The sequence below is a fragment of the Nocardiopsis sediminis genome (genome assembly GCF_042650565.1).
GTDB classification, from domain to species: Bacteria; Actinomycetota; Actinomycetes; order Streptosporangiales; family Streptosporangiaceae; genus Nocardiopsis_B; species Nocardiopsis_B sediminis.
Map to the genome: position 1 here is coordinate 399786 of NZ_JBHSBH010000008.1, position 19039 is coordinate 418824.

General features: G+C 72.6%; 14 protein-coding genes and 1 riboswitch. Of the genes, 7 read left to right on the plus strand and 7 right to left on the minus strand.

The window, feature by feature from the left end; genetic code table 11:
* Positions 1–43: 43 nt before the first annotated feature.
* Complete coding sequence (locus ACFOVU_RS13590; protein ID WP_378533476.1) at positions 44–1405, plus strand: MFS transporter; 1362 nt, start codon at positions 44–46, stop codon at positions 1403–1405.
* Positions 1406–1455: 50 nt separating this feature from the next.
* Entirely contained in the window at positions 1456–4116 is a 2661-nt protein-coding gene (locus ACFOVU_RS13595; protein ID WP_378533478.1) for an alpha-L-rhamnosidase, read from the plus strand.
* A gap of 48 nt (positions 4117–4164) precedes the next feature.
* Here the strand turns inward: ACFOVU_RS13595 and ACFOVU_RS13600 are convergent, their stop codons facing one another.
* Entirely contained in the window at positions 4165–5235 is a 1071-nt protein-coding gene (locus tag ACFOVU_RS13600) for a LacI family DNA-binding transcriptional regulator (protein WP_378533480.1), read from the minus strand.
* Positions 5236–5522: 287 nt separating this feature from the next.
* A riboswitch (SAM riboswitch) is annotated at positions 5523–5640 on the plus strand.
* Between the two features lie 61 nt (positions 5641–5701).
* Here ACFOVU_RS13600 and ACFOVU_RS13605 point away from each other — a divergent pair.
* The 5 genes from ACFOVU_RS13605 to ACFOVU_RS13625 all read left to right on the plus strand — a co-directional run bounded on the left by ACFOVU_RS13605 (position 5702) and on the right by ACFOVU_RS13625 (position 11669).
* Positions 5702–7348 carry a TIGR04028 family ABC transporter substrate-binding protein gene (locus tag ACFOVU_RS13605; protein WP_378533482.1) on the plus strand — a complete coding sequence of 549 codons (1647 nt, stop codon included), beginning with the start codon at positions 5702–5704 and terminating at the stop codon, positions 7346–7348.
* Positions 7349–7423: 75 nt separating this feature from the next.
* Entirely contained in the window at positions 7424–8365 is a 942-nt protein-coding gene (locus ACFOVU_RS13610) for an ABC transporter permease (RefSeq protein ID WP_378533484.1), read from the plus strand.
* Entirely contained in the window at positions 8362–9219 is an 858-nt protein-coding gene (locus ACFOVU_RS13615) for an ABC transporter permease (RefSeq protein WP_378533486.1), read from the plus strand. Before ACFOVU_RS13610 ends, ACFOVU_RS13615 begins: the two co-directional genes overlap by 4 nt.
* Positions 9216–11024 carry a dipeptide ABC transporter ATP-binding protein gene (locus ACFOVU_RS13620; RefSeq protein WP_378533489.1) on the plus strand — a complete coding sequence of 603 codons (1809 nt, stop codon included), beginning with the start codon at positions 9216–9218 and terminating at the stop codon, positions 11022–11024. Before ACFOVU_RS13615 ends, ACFOVU_RS13620 begins: the two co-directional genes overlap by 4 nt.
* Positions 11025–11669, plus strand: coding sequence for a VOC family protein (locus ACFOVU_RS13625; protein WP_378533491.1), 645 nt, complete (start codon positions 11025–11027; stop codon positions 11667–11669).
* A gap of 23 nt (positions 11670–11692) precedes the next feature.
* Here ACFOVU_RS13625 and ACFOVU_RS13630 read toward each other — a convergent pair whose 3' ends face one another.
* From ACFOVU_RS13630 to ACFOVU_RS13655, 6 genes are all read right to left on the minus strand, one after another.
* Entirely contained in the window at positions 11693–13963 is a 2271-nt protein-coding gene (locus tag ACFOVU_RS13630; RefSeq protein WP_378533493.1) for a hypothetical protein, read from the minus strand.
* Positions 13960–14418 (minus strand): hypothetical protein, encoded by a 459-nt coding sequence (locus ACFOVU_RS13635; protein ID WP_378533495.1) that lies wholly within the window; start codon positions 14416–14418, stop codon positions 13960–13962. The genes ACFOVU_RS13630 and ACFOVU_RS13635 overlap by 4 nt, the downstream gene beginning before the upstream one ends.
* Before the next feature lie 205 nt (positions 14419–14623).
* Entirely contained in the window at positions 14624–15271 is a 648-nt protein-coding gene (locus tag ACFOVU_RS13640; RefSeq protein ID WP_378533497.1) for a DUF6518 family protein, read from the minus strand.
* Positions 15272–15357: 86 nt separating this feature from the next.
* Positions 15358–16620, minus strand: a complete 1263-nt coding sequence (ispH, locus tag ACFOVU_RS13645; protein WP_378533499.1) for a 4-hydroxy-3-methylbut-2-enyl diphosphate reductase — start codon at positions 16618–16620, stop codon at positions 15358–15360.
* A 36-nt stretch (positions 16621–16656) separates the two neighbouring features.
* Positions 16657–17679: a terpene synthase family protein gene (locus tag ACFOVU_RS13650; RefSeq protein WP_378533501.1), complete on the minus strand. Its 1023-nt coding sequence runs from the start codon at positions 17677–17679 to the stop codon at positions 16657–16659.
* Positions 17676–19031, minus strand: coding sequence for a cytochrome P450 (locus tag ACFOVU_RS13655; RefSeq protein WP_378533503.1), 1356 nt, complete (start codon positions 19029–19031; stop codon positions 17676–17678). The genes ACFOVU_RS13650 and ACFOVU_RS13655 overlap by 4 nt, the downstream gene beginning before the upstream one ends.
* Positions 19032–19039: the final 8 nt, after the last annotated feature.

Genomic DNA, 19039 nt, shown 5'->3' on the forward strand with positions numbered 1-19039 from the left:
GCGGCCGCTCCCCCCACCTTTCGCTGCGAAGGAGGCGGTCCTCATGCCGAAGGACCCGCTGTCCGCCCAGGAAGAGCCCGCCGCATCCGACCCCGCACCGCTGCCCACCGCCCCCCGCCCCCGCCCGCCCACCGACGGCGGCCCGCCGCCCGCCGCCCAGGCCGACCAGCCGCAGGAGAAGGCACCTGCGAGCTTCATCTTCTGGATGGTGGCCGCCAACTTCGGCGTTTCCATGGCCTACATCGTGCCGATGACCTACTCCCTCGCCGTCCGCATCGACGACCTCGCCCCCGGCCGCGAAGAGGTCCTGGGCTATGTGACCGGCACGGCCCAGTTCACCTACATCTTCCTCAGCCCCCTCCTCGGGGTCTGGAGCGACCGCACCCGTACCCGCATCGGGCGCCGCCGCCCCTTCATGATCGGCGGCGCCCTCCTTGGCCTCCTGGCTCTCGGCGGGATCTCCGCCGCCCCCAACCTGCCCCTCGTGGGTGTCAGCTGGGTGCTGGCCATGGTCGGATGGGCCTCCGTGGGCCAGGCCATCCTCAACACGCAGGCCGACCGCATCCCCGAGGAGCAGCGCGGCCGGATCTCCGGCCTGACCGGCCTCAGCGCCCAGGCGGCGCCGATCATCGGCATCGGACTCGTCTCCACGGTGACGTGGAGCACCACGCTCGTCTTCCTGCTGCCCGGGGCCGTCGGAGCAGCACTCGTGGCCGTCTTCCTCGTCATCGGCAGGGAGGCCGATTCGCGGGGCATGGCCGCCAAGGCGGGCGTCTCGGTGCGAACGCTGGTCGCCAGCTACGCGTTCAACCCGCGCGCCCACCCCGACTTCGGCTGGAACTGGCTCGGCCGGTTCATCTTCTTCATGGGCCTCTACTTCAACACGGCGTTCGCCACGTTCTTCTACGCCCAACGGCTCGACCTCCCGGTGCGTGAAGTGGCGGGGACGGTCGCGGTCATCGGCGCCGTCGGCGTGGCCACGGCCATGGCCGGTGCGGTCGGCGGCGGCTACCTCTCCGACAAGCTGGGCCGCCGCAGGCTGTTCACCCTCATCGGGGCGCTGCTCTTCGTCACGGGCGCCGTTGTCGAGGCGTTCGCCTACAGCTTCCCGGTCCTCATGGCCGGCGCCCTGCTGATGCAGCTCGCGATCGCCGCGTTCGGCGCCGTCGACCAGGCCATCGTCCTGGCCATCCTGCCCAGCCGAGCGGAGGCGGGCCGCTACATGGCGGTCAACGCGTTCTCCCAGAAGATCCCCAGCGGGCTCGCCCCGCTGCTCGCACCGTTCATCATCGCGATCGGCGCCACCGGCGGCGAACAGAACTACACGGTCCTCTACCTGTCCGGCGCGGTACTCGCCCTCATCGGCGGCCTGATCATCTTCACCCGCGTCAAATCCGTCCGCTGACCGCCGGGCGGAACCGCGCACGACCGCCCCGACCCCCCCGAGGAGCACAGATGGAGCCCCCGCCCCACGACCTCCGCACCGACAGCGGCGGCGACCGGTTCCCGGTCTCCGGGCCCCGGCCGATGCTGTCCTGGAAGCTCCCGCCCGGGTGGAGCGGCCAGGAGGGCTACGAGCTGCGGGCGCGCATCGACGGCGCCGGCCGGCCGCCGGCCGGCGCATCCTCGTCCCGTCACCTGTTCGTGGAGTGGCCGTGGCGGCCGCTGCGCAGCGGCGAAGAGGTCACCTGGGGCGTGCGTGTGCGCGCGGCCGGCAGGGTATCGGGGTGGTCGGCGTGGCACGCGTTCGAGGCCGGGCTGTGGGACGAGGACTGGTCGGCCCGGTGGATCTCGCCGCACGAGGACGCGGTCCCGGATCCGGGGACCCGCCCCGCCTACGTGCTGACCGGGCGCTTCGAGGTGCGGCGCGAGGTCGCCAGGGCGCGGCTCTACTCCACCGCCCTGGGCGTGTACGAGGCGTTCGTCAACGGCGAGCGCGCCGGTACCGCCGAACTCGCCCCCGGCTCCACCTCCTACGCCCACACGCTCTACGCACAGGCCGCCGACGTCGCGGCGTCGCTGCGGCCGGGCACCAACCTGCTGGAGGTGATCCTCTCCGACGGCTGGTACCGCGGCCGGACCGGCCCCTGGCGCACCCCCGCCACCTGGGGCACGACGACCGCGGCCCGCCTCGAACTCCACCTTCGCTACACCGACGGGACCGCGGAGACCATCCGCACCGGCTCGGACTGGACCTTCCGGACCGGCGACATCACCCGGGCCGACCTCATGGACGGCCAGACCACCGACCGCACCGCAGCGCCCACCGGCGAGCGCCCGGTCCGCATCGACGCCGTCATCGCACCGCCCATCGGCTGGTCACCGGCGCCGCCGGTCCGCCGCATCGAGCAGATCGCCCCCCGCTCGGTGACCCGCCTGCCCGGCGGCGCCCACATCGCCGACTTCGGGCAGAACGCCAGCGGGTGGATCACCCTGCGCGACCCGGGCCCGGCCGGCACCCGCACCGTGATCGACCACGGCGAGCACCTCGACACCGACGGCGACCTGACCACCACCCACCTCGACAGCATGCGGCCCGGCGAACCGCCCTTCCGCTTCGTCCAGCGCGACGAGGTGATCGCGTCAGGCGAGCCCGGGGAGGTGTTCGAGCCGCGCCACACCGTCCACGGGTTCCGCTACGCCCGCCTCACCCGGGGCGGGGCGCCGCTCGACCCCTCGGCCCTCACCATGCAGGTCGTCCACACCGACCTGCGCCGGACCGCGACCTTCGCGTGCAGCGACCCCGACCTGGACCGCCTCCACGCGGCGGCCGACTGGAGCTTCCGCGGCAACGCGGTCGACGTCCCCACCGACTGCCCGACCCGCGAACGGGCCGGCTGGACCGGCGACTACCAGGTCTTCGCCCCCACCGCCGCCCGGCTCTACGACGTCGCCGGCTTCAGCCGCAAGTGGCTGCGCTCGGTCCGCGACGACCAGCTCGACGACGGCCGCATCGCCAACATCGCACCCGACCCGGCACGGCGGAAGGTCCACCGCGACGATCCGCTGGCCGACGGGATCACCGGCTCCGCCGGCTGGGGCGACGCCATCGTGCTCGTGCCTTGGGTGATGTACGAGACCTACGGCGACCACGCGGTCCTCGCCGAGAACTGGGACGCCATGGTGCGCTGGGTGGAATGGGCGCTGACGACCGCGCGCACCGCCCGCCACCCCTCGCGGATCGAGCGCTCGGCGCAGCCGCTGCCGCACGAGGAGTTCATCTGGGACGGCTCCTTCCACTGGGGGGAGTGGCTGGAGCCCAAGAAGCGCGCGGCCGACGGCTCCCTCATCGACCCGATCCAGGCCGACCCCCGCGCCTGGTACCTGGCCGACAAGGGCGAGGTCGGCACCGCCTACCTCTTCCGCTCCGTGCAGACCCTCGCCGCGATCGCCGGCGTCCTGGGCCGCTCCGGCGACGCCGGGCGCTACAGCGCGATCGCCGAGCAGGTGCGGGCGGCGTGGCGAAGCGAGTTCTGCGACCCGCAGGGGCGCATCACCCCCGACACGCAGGCCGCCCACGTGCGCGCCCTCGCCTTCGGCCTGGTGCCGACCCACCTGCGGGCGCGCGCCGCCGACCGCCTGGTGGCGCTCATCGCCGAGGCCGGCGGGCACCTGGGCACCGGGTTCCTCTCCACCGCCGACCTGCTGCCCGTGCTCGCCGACACCGGCCACGCCGACACCGCCTACGCGCTGCTGCACCAGCGGACCTCCCCGTCCTGGCTCGGCATGCTCGACCGCGGCGCGACCACCATCTGGGAGGACTGGGACGGCGTCGACGCCGATGGAACCGCCACCGCGTCGCTCAACCACTACAGCAAGGGGGCGGTCGTGGGCTTCCTGCACACCCACACCCTCGGGCTGCGGCAGGCACCGGGGTCGGTGGCGTGGGAGTCCTTCACCGTCGCCCCGGCCGTGGACCCCTCGCTCACCTGGGCGCGCGGCACGTTCGAGAGCCCCCAGGGCACCATCACCGTCGGCTGGCGCATCGAGGACGGCGACCTCGCGATCACCGTCGACGTGCCCCCGGGGTCGGCGGCGGAGGTCCGCTTCCCCGACGGCACGACCCTCCGAGGCGGACCCGGCTCCCTCTCGGACCGCCGCCCCCTGCCCGGATGAGCCGGCCCCGGCGTCTCGAACCGCTCGCCGCCCGATCCGTCGACGCCGTCAGCGGCCGGGGGCCGCCGTCGACCCCCGCAGGATGAACTCGGTGCCGACCCGCCGGGGCTCCGGGGCACCGGCCTGCCCTGCCTCCCCGGCGTCCTCGGCGGTGGTGGCGATCAGCCGGTGCACCGCCTCCTCGCCCGCGAGGTCGAGCGGGGTCCGGATCGTCGTCATCGGCGGGGAGGTGAAGTCCGACCCGAAGATGTCGTCGAAGCCCACGATGCTCAGGTCGCCGGGGATGTCCATGCCGGCGCCGCGGTAGGCGTCGAGCAGGCCGATGGCCATCAGGTCGTTGTAGGTCACCACCGCGGTGACCCCCGACGCCCGGACCCGGCGCAGCGCCGCGCGGCCGCCGTCGCGGGTCGGGTCGTTGGGGCCGATCTCCACGATCGCCATCCCGCGCTCGGGCGCCTCGTCCAGCAGCGTGTTCCAGCGGAGCTCGTTCATCCACGACACGCCGGGCCCCGACAGGAAGGCGATGGACCGGTGGCCCAGCGACGCCAAGTGGTCCAGGGCGTCGCGGATGCCGGGCACGACATCGGGCACGATCCCCGGAACCGCCCCCACCCGCCGGTTGACGGTGATGAGCGGCTTGCGGTCGGCCAGCGCCTCGATGTGGTCGTCGTCCATCCGGGAGGAGACCAGGACCAGCCCGTCGACGGACAGCAGGAGCCGCTCGGCCGTCTGCGCCTCCAGCTCGACGGACTCCTGCGACTCGGCGAGGACCAGCGTGTAGCCCGCGGCCGCGGCGATGCGCTCGGCGCCGCGCACGAGGGTGAAGTAGACCGGGTTGGTGATGTCGGAGAGGATCAGCCCGATGGTGCTGGTCCGCCCGGTGGGCAGCGCCCGCGCCATGGGGTTGAGGCGGTAGTTGAGCTCGGCGGCCGCCTCGCGGATCCGCTGCTCGGTCTTGGCGTTGATCCGCCCCGGCTTGTTGAGCGCCCGCGACACCGTCGAGGGGCTCACCCCGAGATGCCGGGCGATGTCGTAGATGGTGGCGTGTGGCTTCCGGTTGCCGTTCGAGCGTCGCGCCGCGCTGTGGTGCTCCTCGGGGGCCACGGTTCTCCTCGTCAAGGTCGGTGTCCCCTCATGGTGGCATACGGCCTTCCCCGGAGGGCCCGCTCCGGAGCCGGGGCTCCGGCGCGGGTGGCAAACGATTGTCGGTTTCAGGGTCACCCGATGGGCCGCCGCGCGCTGTGTCCGCGGGGCCACCTGCGCCCCTTCGCTCATCGCCGGCGGCGAACGCGGCGCCGTCATCGGCCTCGACGGCGCCGTGAACCGGCTCCGGATACGTCCCGCCGGAACGTGACACCGAGCCGAAAACCTATTTTTCCTACCCATATGGTATGTTTTCTGCTCGTGGTCCAGAGTTCCGCTGTCCGGCTCGGCGGGCGGAACAGCAACCCTCGTGCGGCGGTGGGGTGCTCCCGAGCGCGACCAGGCGCCCGCCGGCCCGCCCGACGGACGCAAGCGCCCCCCGTACCCTGCCTCGCCCCCGCGAACGGTCGCCCGCGCCGGCCCTCCCCCTGAGAGGAAGAACGTGTCCCACTCCACCACGTCGGTCCGCGCCCTGGCCCTGGTGGCCGCGTTCGCCGTCCTGGCGCTCACCGGCTGCGGTCAGGACTCCTCCGCCGGCGCAGACGGCGAGCCCGTCACCGGCGGCAGCCTGGTCTACCTCGAACACCAGGCCCACGACAGCCTGTATCCGCCTTCGGCCGGCTTCTACCCCAACGGCGGACTCGTCAACAACATCACCGACCGGCTCGTCCACCAGGACCCCGAGACCCTGGAGCTGGAGCCCTGGCTGGCCACCGACTGGGAGGTCAACGACGACGCCACCGAATACACCTTCACCCTGCGCGACGACGTCACCTTCTCCGACGGCTCACCCCTGACCGCCGAGGTCGTCGCCGCGAACTTCGACCTCTACGGGCTGGGCGACCAGGACCGCGCCCTCATCGTCTCCGAGGCGATCAACAACTACGAGCGCAGCGAGGTCGTCGACGACACCACCGTGCGCTTCCACTTCAAGGAGCCCTCGCCCGGCTTCCTCCAGGCCACCTCCACCATCAACTCCGGCATCCTCTCCGCAGAGACCCTCGAACGGGCCTTCGAGGACTTCGGCCCCGGCAACTCCACCGAGATCATCGGCACCGGCCCCTTCGTCATCACCGAAGAGGAGGTCGGCACCGAGCTCACCCTCACCGCCCGAGAGGACTACGCCTGGGCCCCGCCCGGCAGTGACAACCAGGGCCGCGCCCACCTCGACGAGATCCTCATCAGCGTCACCCCCGAGGACAGCGTCCGCGTGGGCTCCCTCACCTCCGGGCAGGCCGACGTCGTCCGCTACGTCGAGGCCCAGGACGAGGAGCAGGTCGAAGAGGCCGGGTTCAGCGTCCACGCGCCCCAGACCAACGGGGTCAACAACAGCCTGGGGCTGCGCTTCGGCAACGAGATCCTCTCCGACATCCGGGTCCGCCAGGCGCTCATCGCCGGCATCGACCGCCAGGAGGTCGTCGACACCGTCTACACCGACCGCTACCCGGTGGCCACCTCCATCCTCAGCAGCACCGCCCTGGGCTACACCGACCAGTCGCAGCACCTGGAGCACGACCCCGAACGCGCCGCCGACCTGCTGGAGGAGGCCGGGTGGACCCCCGGCCCCGACGGGATCCGCGAAAAGGACGGCACCCCGCTGACCCTCGTCGTCAACGAGGCCGCACCCCAGCCCCGCTCATTCGAGGCGCTCACCCTCATCAGCCAGCAGCTCGCCGGGATCGGCGTGGACCTCCAGATCCTCACCGCCGACGCGGGGACCTACGCCGAAGCAATCAACGACCCCGACCAGGTGCAGATCTACCACTCCATGGTGGGGCGCGCCGACCTCGACGTCATCAAGAGCCAGTTCCACTCGCAGAACCGCAACACCCTCCTCAACCGCGACCCCGGCGACGACTCCATCGAGGACCCGGAACTGGAGGAACTCCTCGAAGAGGTGGCCTCCACCCCCGACCCCGGCGAACGCGACGCCGCCTCCGCCGCCGTCCAGGAGTACCTGGCCGAACAGGCCTACGTCATCCCCCTGTTCGAAGAGCCCCAGGTCTACGGCAGCGCACCCTACGTGCACGGCCTCGCCTTCGAGTCGGTGGGCCGGCCCGCCTTCCACGAGGCGTGGCTGGCGGACTGACCCCGCGCCCGCCCCGGCCCCGGTCTCCGGGGCGGGCCCCGCCACCCGCCACCACACACATCCGAAGAGGTCGGATTGAACCACGCTCTACGGCGGTCCGGGCAGGCCCTCGTGGTCCTGCTCGCCGCGTTCACCGCCGCCTTCATCCTGCTCCAGGCCATGCCCGGCGACGCCGTCATGATCAAGTTCGAGAACCCCGAACTGGGGCTGTCCCCCGAGCAGATCGCCGCCCTGCGCGCTGCCTACGGCGTCGACGCCCCGCTGTACCAGCAGTACCTGCACACCCTGCTCGGGTTCCTGAGCGGCGACTTCGGCCACTCCGTGCAGACCGGCACCCCCGTGCGGCTGCTGCTGGCCGAAGCGCTGCCCCACACCCTGCTGCTCGCCGTCCTCGGCTTCGCCGCCGCCGCCCTGCTCGCCGCGGCCATCGCGTTCCTGTCCACCTACCCGCGCCTGGCCTGGATCCGCGGCTCGCTACGTGCCGTGCCGTCCCTGTTCGTCTCGGTGCCGGTGTTCTGGCTGGGCATCGTCCTCGTCCAGGTGTTCTCCTTCCAGCTGGGCCTGGTCGCGGTCGTGCGCCCCGGCCCGGTGGAGGGGTTGATCCTGCCGGTGCTCACCCTCGCCGTGCCCATCGCCGCACCCCTGGCCCAGATCCTCACCCGCAGCATCGACGACGTGCACACCCGCCCCTTCGTCACCGTGGTGCGCGCCCGCGGCGCGAGCCGCTCCCGCGTGCTGTGGCGCAACGTCGCCAAGAACGCCCTGCCGCCCACCCTCACCATGGCCGGGGTGCTGTTCGGCGAACTCGTCGGCGGCGCCGTGGTCACCGAGACCGTCTTCGGCCGGGCCGGGATCGGCCGCCTCACCGAACAGGCCGTCGCCCAGCAGGACGTCGCGGTCCTCCAAGCGGTCGTCCTGCTCGCCGCCACCGTGTTCGTCCTCATCAACCTGATCGTCGACCTGCTCTACCCGGTACTGGACCCACGTCTGAGGAACAAGGCGGGCGCCACCGCATGAACCACCCCACCCCCTCCGCACCCCACCGGACCCCGCTGCCGCTGTGGCGGCGCCTGCGCCGCTGGGAACCCGCCACCGTGCTCGCGATCGCCGTCATCGCGGTCGCGGTCGCCTGGGCGCTGGCCCCGGGCCTGTTCACCTCCGCCGGCCCCACCACCGGCGTGGCCGCCGACGCCCTGCACCCGCCCGGCGCCCACTACTGGTTCGGCACCGACGCCACCGGCCGCGACGTGTTCACCCGCGTTGTGCACGGCTCGGTCCACTCGCTGTCGGGCGCCCTGGTCGCCGTCACCGTCGGCCTGGTCCTGGGCACCCTCATCGGCGCCACCGCCGGGGCCGTCGGCGGCATCGTCGACGACGTCCTCATGCGCATCGTGGACGTGCTCCTGGCCGTCCCCGCCCTGCTGCTGTCGCTCAGCGTCGTCATCGTCCTGGGCTTCGGCACCACCCAGATCGCCGTCGCCGTCGGCGTCGCCGGGGTCGCCGCCTTCGCCCGCCTGGCCCGATCCGAGGTGATCCGGGTCCGCCGCACCGACTACGTCGAGGCCGCCTTCGTCTCCGGCGGCCGCCTGCCCGCCGTTCTGGTGCGCCACGTCCTGCCCAACTCGATGACCTCCGTGGCGGCCCTGGCGGCCCTGCAATTCGGCACCGCCATCCTCGCCATCTCCACCCTGGGGTTCCTCGGCTACGGCGCGCCCCCGCCCACCCCCGAATGGGGGCTGATGATCGCCGAGGGACGCGACTACGTCGCCACCTCCTGGTGGCTGACGACCCTGCCCGGCCTCGTCGTGGTCGCGGTCGTCCTCGCCGCCAACCGCATCAGCGCCGCGATCGCACGACGGGGGACACCATGACCCGCACCGCACACCCCACCGCCGCCGACATCGCCGCGCCCGACCCCGGCACGCCCGTGCTGGCGGTCGAGGACCTGTCCGTCGCCTACACCGGCCGCACCACCGAGACCCGCGTCCTGCACGGGGTATCGCTCACCGTGGACCCCGGCGAGGTCGTCGCCGTCGTCGGCGAATCCGGGTCCGGCAAGAGCACCACCGCCCAGTCCGTCATCGGGCTGCTGCCCGGAAACGGCCGCGTCCTGGGCGGCCGGATCCTCCTCAACGGCACCGACATCACCGCGTGGGGGGAGCGGCGCATGGAGGCGGTGCGCGGCGCCCGCATCGGCCTGGTCCCCCAGGACCCCGGCGACTCCCTCAACCCCGTCAAGCGCATCGGCGACACCCTTGCCGAGGCGCTGGACATCCACCGGTGGGGCGACCGGCGCCGCGTCCGCGCCCGGGTGCTGGAGCTGCTGGAACGCGTGGGCATCCCCGACCCCGTGCGCCGCGCCCGCCAGTACCCGCACGAGCTCTCCGGCGGGATGCGCCAGCGCGTCCTCATCGCCGCGGCCATCGCCCTGCGCCCGGACCTGGTCATCGCCGACGAGGCCACCAGCGCCCTGGACGTCACCGTCCAGAGGACCGTCCTGGACCTGCTCGACGACCTGCGCCGCGAGGACGGCACCGCGGTCCTGCTGGTCACGCACGACCTGGCGGTGGCCGCCGACCGCGCCGACCGGGTCGTCGTCCTCAAGGACGGCCGGGTGCGCGAGAGCGGACCCACGGCCACCGTCCTCACCCGGCCCGCCGACGACTACACCCGCACCCTGCTGGCCGACGCCCCGTCCCTCACGGCGGCCGGGCGCAGCCGCGCGCCGGCCGCCACGGACGGGCGAACAGGGATCCACGCGCCGTCCCGCACCGATGCGGGGCCCACCCCCGCACCGGCCGCATCGCAGCTCCGGCCGGCGATCGACGTCCGCGACCTCGTCCAGGACTTCGGCTCCCGCCGCGACCCCTTCCGCGCCGTCGACGGCGTCTCCTTCACCGTCGCCCCCGGAACCACCCACGCCCTCGTCGGCGAGTCCGGATCGGGCAAGACCACAACCGCCCGCGTCGTCATGGGCCTGACCCGGCCCACCTCCGGGCACGTCACCGTCGCCGGCCGCGACCTCGCCGGCCTGTCCCGCCGCGACCTGCGCGAGCTGCGGCGCAACCTGCAACTGGTGTACCAGAACCCCTACGGGTCGCTGGACCCCCGCCGGAGCGTGCGCGACATCGTCGCCGAACCCCTGCGCAACCACGGCATCGGCGACCGCGGCGCACGCGCCGCCACCGTCGAGGAGTTCCTGGACCGGGTGGCCCTGCCCGGCCACCTGCGCGGCCACCGCCCCCGGGAGCTGTCCGGCGGGCAGCGCCAGCGCGTCGCCATCGCCCGCGCCCTGGTGCTGCGCCCCGATGTGGTGGTGCTCGACGAACCCGTCTCCGCCCTGGACGTCACCGTCCAGGCGCGCATTCTCGACCTGCTCGAACGCCTCCAGGACGAACTGGGCACCACCTACCTGTTCATCTCCCACGACCTGGCGGTCGTGCGGCGCCTGGCGCACACCGTCACCGTGATGACCCGGGGCCGAGCGGTGGAGTCCGGGCCGGTGGGGGACGTCTTCTCCGCCCCCCGCCACGACTACACCCGAGCGCTCATCGACGCCATCCCCGGCCACCAGGCGGCCACCGGCAGCGTCCGGCACGCCCCTGCACCGACCGGGCCGACCGGCCCGAGGGCTCCCCAGGGGGAGCCCGTACGCTCCGACGGAAAGGTGAGATGAATGGGTTTTCCCGAAACGCTCGACCACCTGGTCTACGCGGTGCCCGACCTGGAGGCGGCCTCGGCCGCATTCGAGGAGCTGACCGGCGTGCGCCCGAAACCGGGCGGGCGGCACCCGGTGGGCAGCGCCAACACCCTGGTGGCGCTCACCCGCAATGGGGAGCGGGCACCGCACTACCTGGAGATCATCGGCCCCGACCCGCAGCGGGCCGGCTCCGGCCCGGTGCCGGTGTTCGGCCTGGCCCACCTGGAGCGACCGCACCTGGCCACCTTCGCGGTGGGCGTGCGGGACCTGGACGACGCGGTGGCCCGCGCCCGTGCAGCGGGCTACGACCCGGGCGACCCCAAGCCGTGGTCGCGGGCCACACCTGACGGCGGCGAACTGCACTGGTCACTGGCCAAACGGGAGGACCGGACCTACCCGGCGCCGGTGCCCTTCCTCATCGACTGGGGCGCCACCCCACAGCCCGGCCTGGGCGACCTGCCCACCCTGGAACTGGTGTCCGTGCGCGCCGAGCACCCCGACCCCAAGGCGGTGGGACGGTCGCTGGCCGCACTGGGCGTGCGACTGACCCTCGACGAGGGCCCGGAACCGGTCCTGGAGGCCGTCCTGCGCGGCCCGAAGGGGGACACCGTCCTGCGCTGACCCACGACCGACCCGCGGCGTCGCTAGGTCGCGTCGGGTCGGTCGCGCGGCGGCCGGTCGGGGGTCTCCTGGTGATGTTCCAGGTACCGCAGCAGCGCGTCGTGCCGGAACTGGTAGTGGGCCCCGATCTGGCGGAGTACCTCCCAGCGGTGGGCGTCGGCGAGGAAGGTGCCGAGGCGCAGCGGCAGGCTGCCGCCGGCGGCGAGCCACAATCGCACCGGGACATAGGGCGTCCACGCGGTGAACATCATCGCGGCCGCGACGCCGCCCGGGACCAGCGCGGTTCCGGCCGTCCACCCGCCCATGACGAGGTCACCACCGAACGCCAGCGTCGCGCCGGCGCCCGAGCAGAAGGCGACGGCCACACCGAACATCGCCATCAGGGCGAGGCTCGCGACCCGATCCCGGGCCAGGGTGCTCGCGGGGGTGGCGGCCCGCACCGTGGCGAATCGGACCTCCACCTTCGGGCGGCTCAGCAGAACCCCGGCCACCAGGCCGATCACGATTCCCGCGGCGATCGCGACGGTGACGGCGATGAGCAGCCCCAGAGCGGACGCGCGCGGGTCGACCGGTGGCGCAGCAGGCGGCGACCACCGGCCGGCGGCACCGGCGAGGGCCAGCAGCCCCGATCCCGCCGCCAGGGCGAACGCGAGGACCAGGTACCCCGTGGCGAGCCATCGTCCGATCGTCGCCGGGGCGACCGCGGCACGGAATCCGCCGACCGAGCGCTGCGGAGACCACGCCCGGCGCACGCTGGCGTAGGCGAGGTCGAATCCGACACCGAACAGCAGCCCGAGGGCCGGCCCGGCCACGAGCCCGAGCCCGCGCCACCCCAGCGGGGCGACCAGCAGAGCCAGGGCCACACCGACCGCGGCTCCCCAGCCCGCCTCGACCCCGAACGGGGCGGCGAACCACCGCAACTCCCACCACGCCAGCGTGGCCCGGTGGGCCCGTCCCATACGGGAGGCGAGGAAGCCCAGCCACCGGAGCGGAGCATCGCCCCGGTGGTAGGGGCGAGCCCGTTCCCGCAGCTCTTGGTCCGCCGACCATAATCGGTCGTCATAGACGGTCCCGAAGAACGCGTGCAGCAGGTGCGCCTCGACGTCGGCCGTCCGCAGCAGCGGCTCGGGGCTCCGGTCGGCGGGGCCGTGGACGCTGCGCGCCAGCGCCACCATGAGCGGGGTGCTCAGCGCCCGAGCCAGTGGGCCGTCCGGTGAGCCGCGCAGCCGGTCCCTGACATCATCCCAGGCGGGGGCGTGCCGCGGCGGCGCCCCCGCGCTGATGTAGTCGACCACCGCTTCGTCGGCCGAGAGCGGGCGCAGCCGGACGATCGGGGTGCGGTCGAACCCCAGGTGGTTCTGCCGAAGCCACTCGACGACGGCCGTGAACTCGGTGACGCGGCTGGTCAGCACGTACGGCGCGCCGATCCTGACCAGGGCCTCGGCCGCCAGGTTGCGCGGCCCCATCTCATCGAGACCGTCGAGGACGGGCAGCACCGCGCCGCGGTCGACCAGGAATTGCGCGATCGACTTGGGCTGGTCGTCCGCGTCATCGATGACGACGGTGTCGAAGCCCGTGTAGTCCTGGGTGATGCGCTCGGCCAGCCAGCCACGGAAGTCCTGAGCGGTCGGATCCCACAGCGCCGCGGGCAGGTACACCGGAACAGGGGTGGCCACGGCCCAGGCGGGCACGGATTCGATCAGCTCCAGGGTGAACCGCAGTGCCAGGATCGTCTTGCCGGAACCGCCGTCACCGGTGATCACGAGCCGCTGCGCGGTGGGCGGCAGTTTCCGGAACGTGGCGAGTATGTCGGCGGCCCGGCCCGTCCGGGGGAAGTCCAGGCCTGCCGTAGCCGAGGCGAGTTCATCGGGGATGGACCACTCCACCGTAAGGGGTGGGAACCGCATCCGGGTGTGCCACTCGCGGGTCCATTCGTCGTGGACTTGGCGCGCGAGGCTCGTCTTGAGCCGGGCGAGGTCCCCGTGGCCGTACCGGTCCCCGGGCCGGTGCCGCGTCCACAGCTCCACGGCGGCGATCACGGCTGCGGCCACGGCCGCGAGCAATGCGAGGACGGCTTCCAGGATCCGCAGCGGACCCGAGAGGCCGTCCATGCCCGACGCGACCACCATCAGGCCGATCGCCAGGGCGATGAGGAGGGTCAGCAGCAACGCGACCCCGTGGACCGAGAGCACGAGCCGGACGTGGAAGTGCTGGTCGCGGCCTGCGACGTAGGCGTCCCTGCCGGCACCGACATACCCCTCGCCCCTGGGCGGGAGGCCGGCCGGCGTGTTCACGGGCGCCGGCCGGGCCCGAATCCGAAGTTCTGGTCGCGCCCCGCCGCGAACGCGTCGCGGCCGGCCTGGACCTGCTGAACGGCGTCATGACCGCCGCCCGACACGACCTGCGGTCCCGGCCCGGGATCCGTTGCCGCGGACCGCCCGTCCCGCAGCTCGGTGAGAAGCCCTTCCATGGCGGCCCGAACGTCATCGTGCTCGGCGAGGAGTCCGCGCAGGAGCGTCTCCCAGGTCGCCTCCTGCCGGATCACCTCCCGTTCCAGATCGGGCTCGGCCGCGGCTTCGAGGGCGGCGGTGGAACGTTCGAGCTCGGCGCCGGCCGCCTGCTCCCCGGCCCGGCCCCTGCGCCGGAACAGCGCGGGCACCTTCTTCACCAGCTCGGTGAGGCCCCCGACCATGGTCTGGACGATCGCTTTGGCCAACTCGGTTTCGATCGTGACCATCGCGTCGGACACGGCTTCTCCTCTGGGATGGGGCAGCGGGGCGGAACGCAGGCCGTGGGTGACCACGGTGTCACGGACGGGCACCCGTAGGACGCGGTGCCCGTCGGTTTTGTTTCCGCCGCGCCGCCACAGTCCACTGTCGCCGCGGACACAGGACTCTTCCGCGCGGCGCACGACGAGGCGCGACGCCGACGGCGGTCCGGGCCGCCGGCTCGGGTCAGAAGGACATGAGCAGGAGTGGGGCCGCGGTGTAGGCCGCGACGAACCCGCCGGCGATGAGCGCCGTGACCCCCGTCGCCACCAGGGCGGGGCGCCAGGCCGGGAACCGGCGGACGATGGCCCAGCCGAGCATGCCTGCGCCCACGGCGATCGACCCCCACCAGTACGGCGGCGAGGTCGTGTCCGCGATGACGGTGAGGCCATAGGCGCCCTCGCCCACGAGTACCCCGCTCATCGCGCCGATCGCGGCCGGCGCGAATTGGGAACGGGTGCGCACCGCGCTGCCGCCCAGGCCGAGGAAGGGGCCCACCGCGACGGCGGCGACCAGCCAGAAGGCCGAGGCGCCCAGCGACGTGGCGTAGCCGCGGAGTCCGGAGGCGATGTCGTAGCCGGCGACCATCGCGAGCAGCGCGAGCACGCCCATCGCGGCGGCGACACGCGGCCGCGGACAGGCCGTCGCCACCAGGAAGGCGATCAGGCTCCACGACCCGGAGGAGTTGGCGAGCGAGTTGAGGTGGTCCGGGAGCAGGCCCTGGCCGAAGGAGGTCGCCAGGCCGACGAGCAGGCCGGCGGCGAGTGCTGCCCCCAGGTAGGCCAGTGGGCTGCGAGTGGCCCGTTCGTGGGGCGTGATGGCCGCTTCCGACATGTGGTCCCTTGCCGAGTAGGGGAGGGGAGCGGCCCACTGTACCGGCCGCGCCCCGTGCCCCCGCGGCGATCATCCCGGGCCGGCGCTCAGCCGTCCCGCAGTGCCGCGGGGAGTCCGAAGTGGATGGATTCGCGCACCGTCTCGCGCTCCTCCACGGTGACCTCGCCGAGACCGCCGAGCGCGGCGATCACCTCGTACACGAGCTCGGACGGGGCCGATGCCCCGGCGCTGACGCCGATGGTGGCCGCTCCCGCCAGCCATTCGGGCCGGATATCCGCGGCACTGTCGATCAGGTGCGCGGGCCTCCCCTGGCGCCGTGCCAGCTCGACGAGGCGCACGGAGTTCGACGAGTTCTGCGATCCGACCACCAGTACCAGGTCGGTGTCGGCGGCCACCCGCCGCAGCGCATCCTGCCGGTTGGTGGTGGCGTAGCAGATGTCCTCCGACGCGGGCTCCCGCAGCGCCGGGAACCTGGTGCGCAGCGCGTCCACCACTTCGGCGGTCTCGTCCACCGCGAGCGTCGTCTGGGTGAGATAGGAGACCTTGCCGACGTCCGTGACCTCCAGCCGCCGGACGTCCTCGACATTCTCGACCAGCACCGTCGCCTCAGGGGCCTCGCCCATGGTGCCGTCGACCTCCTCGTGGCCGGCGTGGCCGATGAGGACCACGGTGTCCCCTCGGCCCGCGTAGCGCCGCGCCTCGGCGTGCACCTTCGTCACCAATGGGCAGGTGCCGTCGAGCACATCCAGGCCGCGGGCGCTCGCCTCCGCGCGTACGGCGGGAGAGACCCCGTGCGCGGAGAAGACCGCGGTGGCGCCGTCCGGAACCTCATCGAGTTCGTCGACGAAACGCGCACCCCGGCGCTCCAGGTCCTTGACCACGTGGGTGTTGTGCACGATCTGCTTGCGGACGTAGACCGGCGCCCGCCGCGTCTCGAGCGCCCTCAGGACGATCTCGATCGCCCGCTCCACCCCCGCGCAGAACGAGCGGGGGCTCGCCAGCAGGACGGTGCGCGGCCCCGCGACACTCCGCCAGGAGCCGATGACCTCGGCGGCCAGCGCCCGGTCGCCGTCGACGGCGGCGATCGCGAGGCCCAGCTCGCCATCGCCGGAGGTCACCAGGGCGACCGCCGCCTCTCGGCCGCAATCCGCCGGCCGTAGGGCGGCGATGTCCGCCTGGGCCCCGCGGCGGCGCAGGTCGCCGGCCAGCAGCGCGGCGGCAGGGCAGTCGATCCTACGACCGTCGACGAGCAGTTCGGATGCGACGAGGAGCCGCCCCGGCCCGGCGCCGGCCGCGGTCGTCGTCGGGGATCCGGAACCGTTGGTGGGAGCGGCAGCCATATCGTGCATCGCCTTTCTTCTTCAGCCGGATCGGGACGTCCTGGCTCACGCGCTTTCTCCGGCGTAGCGCGGGGACCTCGCGTTCCAGGAAATGAGTCCGGCGGCGAATCGGTTCATCCCGTTTACATACGGGGAGATGCCGCCGCCGGTCTCCTCGATCAGCCGGTCGGACAGCTCGCAATGCCGTTCCACGGTGGCCTGGAAGAGCTCGATCGTCAGTTTCGCGGCCTCTATCGTGGTGATGTCGCGGCTGCGGGCGATGACGCTCACGGCGTTCTCCTCTCCTTCACCGGCCAGGATCTCCTTGTGCAGGGACTGGAGGTCCTGGAGGAGGACGACCCGGTCGATGTCGCACGTGTGGAGGGCCTTCAGGAGAGGTCTGTCCAATTCGGTGGAAAGGTCGATACCCAGACTGATTTCGATGAGGACATGGTCGATGGCCTGCCCGATGGTGCGGCGCCGGGCCCGGAGGTATGCGTCGAGATCGTCGTAGGTTTCCGCGGCCGTGCGCCGTTCGGCGGTTTCGAGGCAGCCGTGGAAATAGTCGAGTACCGCGCTGGTGAGGCGGTCCAGCTGCGCGGGCGGGACGTAGCCGCGCAGCCGGTCCCAGACGAGCTTCATGAGTGGACCGAACAGTTCTTCGTTCGTGCTGGTGAAGCCCGACTCCGCATCCGCGATGCACGCCTTGAGCATCCCGAGCACATCGTGATCGCCGTCGGCGTCGATGACGTCGTCGCGTTCGACGAAGGTCAGGCTGATCGCCGAGAAGTCCCACAGTGCCGCGGGGCCGCATGCGGGCCAGCACAGCGCCGCGCACTGCACGTAGTCCGCGGCGATGATCCTCGGCTCGTCGGCCTGCGGGAACCGCCCGCGGGCGAAGACGGTCGGGTAGAAATCACTGTTGCGCACCTCCCAGTAGTGCGGGCTTTCCGTGGCGCGTTCCACCGGCGTCAGGCTGTGCCGTAGTTGCGCCAGCGACGTCGGACGCGGATGCATTGCGGCTTCTCCCGTGTTGATGGCGAGCTCCTCGCGGTCTCTTGCGTAGCCGTCGGTGTCCAGGGACCTCACCGGGCCGCGACCTTCCGGGCGGCGAGGCGCATGGGCAGCCGGCGCGGCGTCATCACGCTCCCGATAGCGGCCCTGACCTTGACGTTCGGAACGGGCTCCGGCTTCCACCGGGCGACGATGGTCGCCAGGGTGATGACCGCCTCAACGGTGGCGAACTTGTCACCGATGCATTTGCGTGCCCCGCTGCCGAACGGGACCATCGCCTGGCGGGGCGGCAATCGCCTGCCGTCGGACGCGTCCCACCTTCCGGGGTCGAAGGCGGCGGGCCGGGTGAAGTGCTCGGCGCTGCGGTGAACGATGTAGGGGCTGTAGGCGATGGTGGTGCCGGCGGGAATCCTGTGCTCACCCAAGGTGGCGTCGGCGGTCGACTTCCGCGTCAGGAACCAGCCGGGCGAGTACAGCCGCAGGGTCTCCTTGACGACGCGGTCGGTGTACTCCAGCCGGGGCACATCGTCGTAGGTGGCGGTGCGACCGGCGAGGACCTGGTCGACCTCCTCGTGCAGCAGCCGCTGCGCCTCCGGGTTCTGGCCGAGAGCGTGCAGTGCCCAGGCGACGACGGTCGCCGATGATTCGCCTCCGGCGAACAGGAACGAGATGACGGCGTCGGAGATCTCGTCGTCGCTGAGGCGTTCGTTGGCACTTTCCGCGTCACGGGCCGACACCAGGGCGGACAGCAGATCGCCGTGATCGGCGCCGCTGGCACGACGGCGCGCGATGATCTCGTGGGTGGTCGTGGTGAGGCGTTCCTTCGCCTTGAGGAACGACCGGTTCCCCGGCACCGGGAGCCGGGTCAGCCACTCCGGCATGAACATCTGCCGGTAGAAGCCTTCGAAGACCACCCCGACATCGCCGATCATCTGCTCGAGCGTCTCGTCGGGCAGGGTGTCGGAGAAGACGGCGGTCATCAGGATCCTGTTGGTCGCCCGCATGATCTCGCCGGGCACGTCCACGACCTGCCCGTCGCGCCAGGAGTCCACCACCTCCTCGACATGGTCGCTCATCACCTCGGCATAGGCGGGCAGCCGCGCCCCGTGGAAGGCGGGCTGGAGCAGCCGCCGCAGCCGCCGGTGCCCCTGGTACGGGCACGACCCCGGACCGTTGCCCAGGACTTCGCGGACGCGGTCGAAGAGCACCCCGCCCTTGTCGAACGTGCGATCGTCGCGAAGAACCCGCTGAGTGAGGTCCGCGTCGCAGACCACGACCATTCCGATGGGGCCCACCCGGATTCGCACGAGGTCGCCGACCGGGGCCAGAGAACCCAGGAACTTCTGCGGGTCCCTCAGCAAAGGCAGGCTGTGGCCGAGCAGGGGAAGCGCTTTCGGCGCGGTCGGCACGGTATCGATGACTGGCATACGCTCCT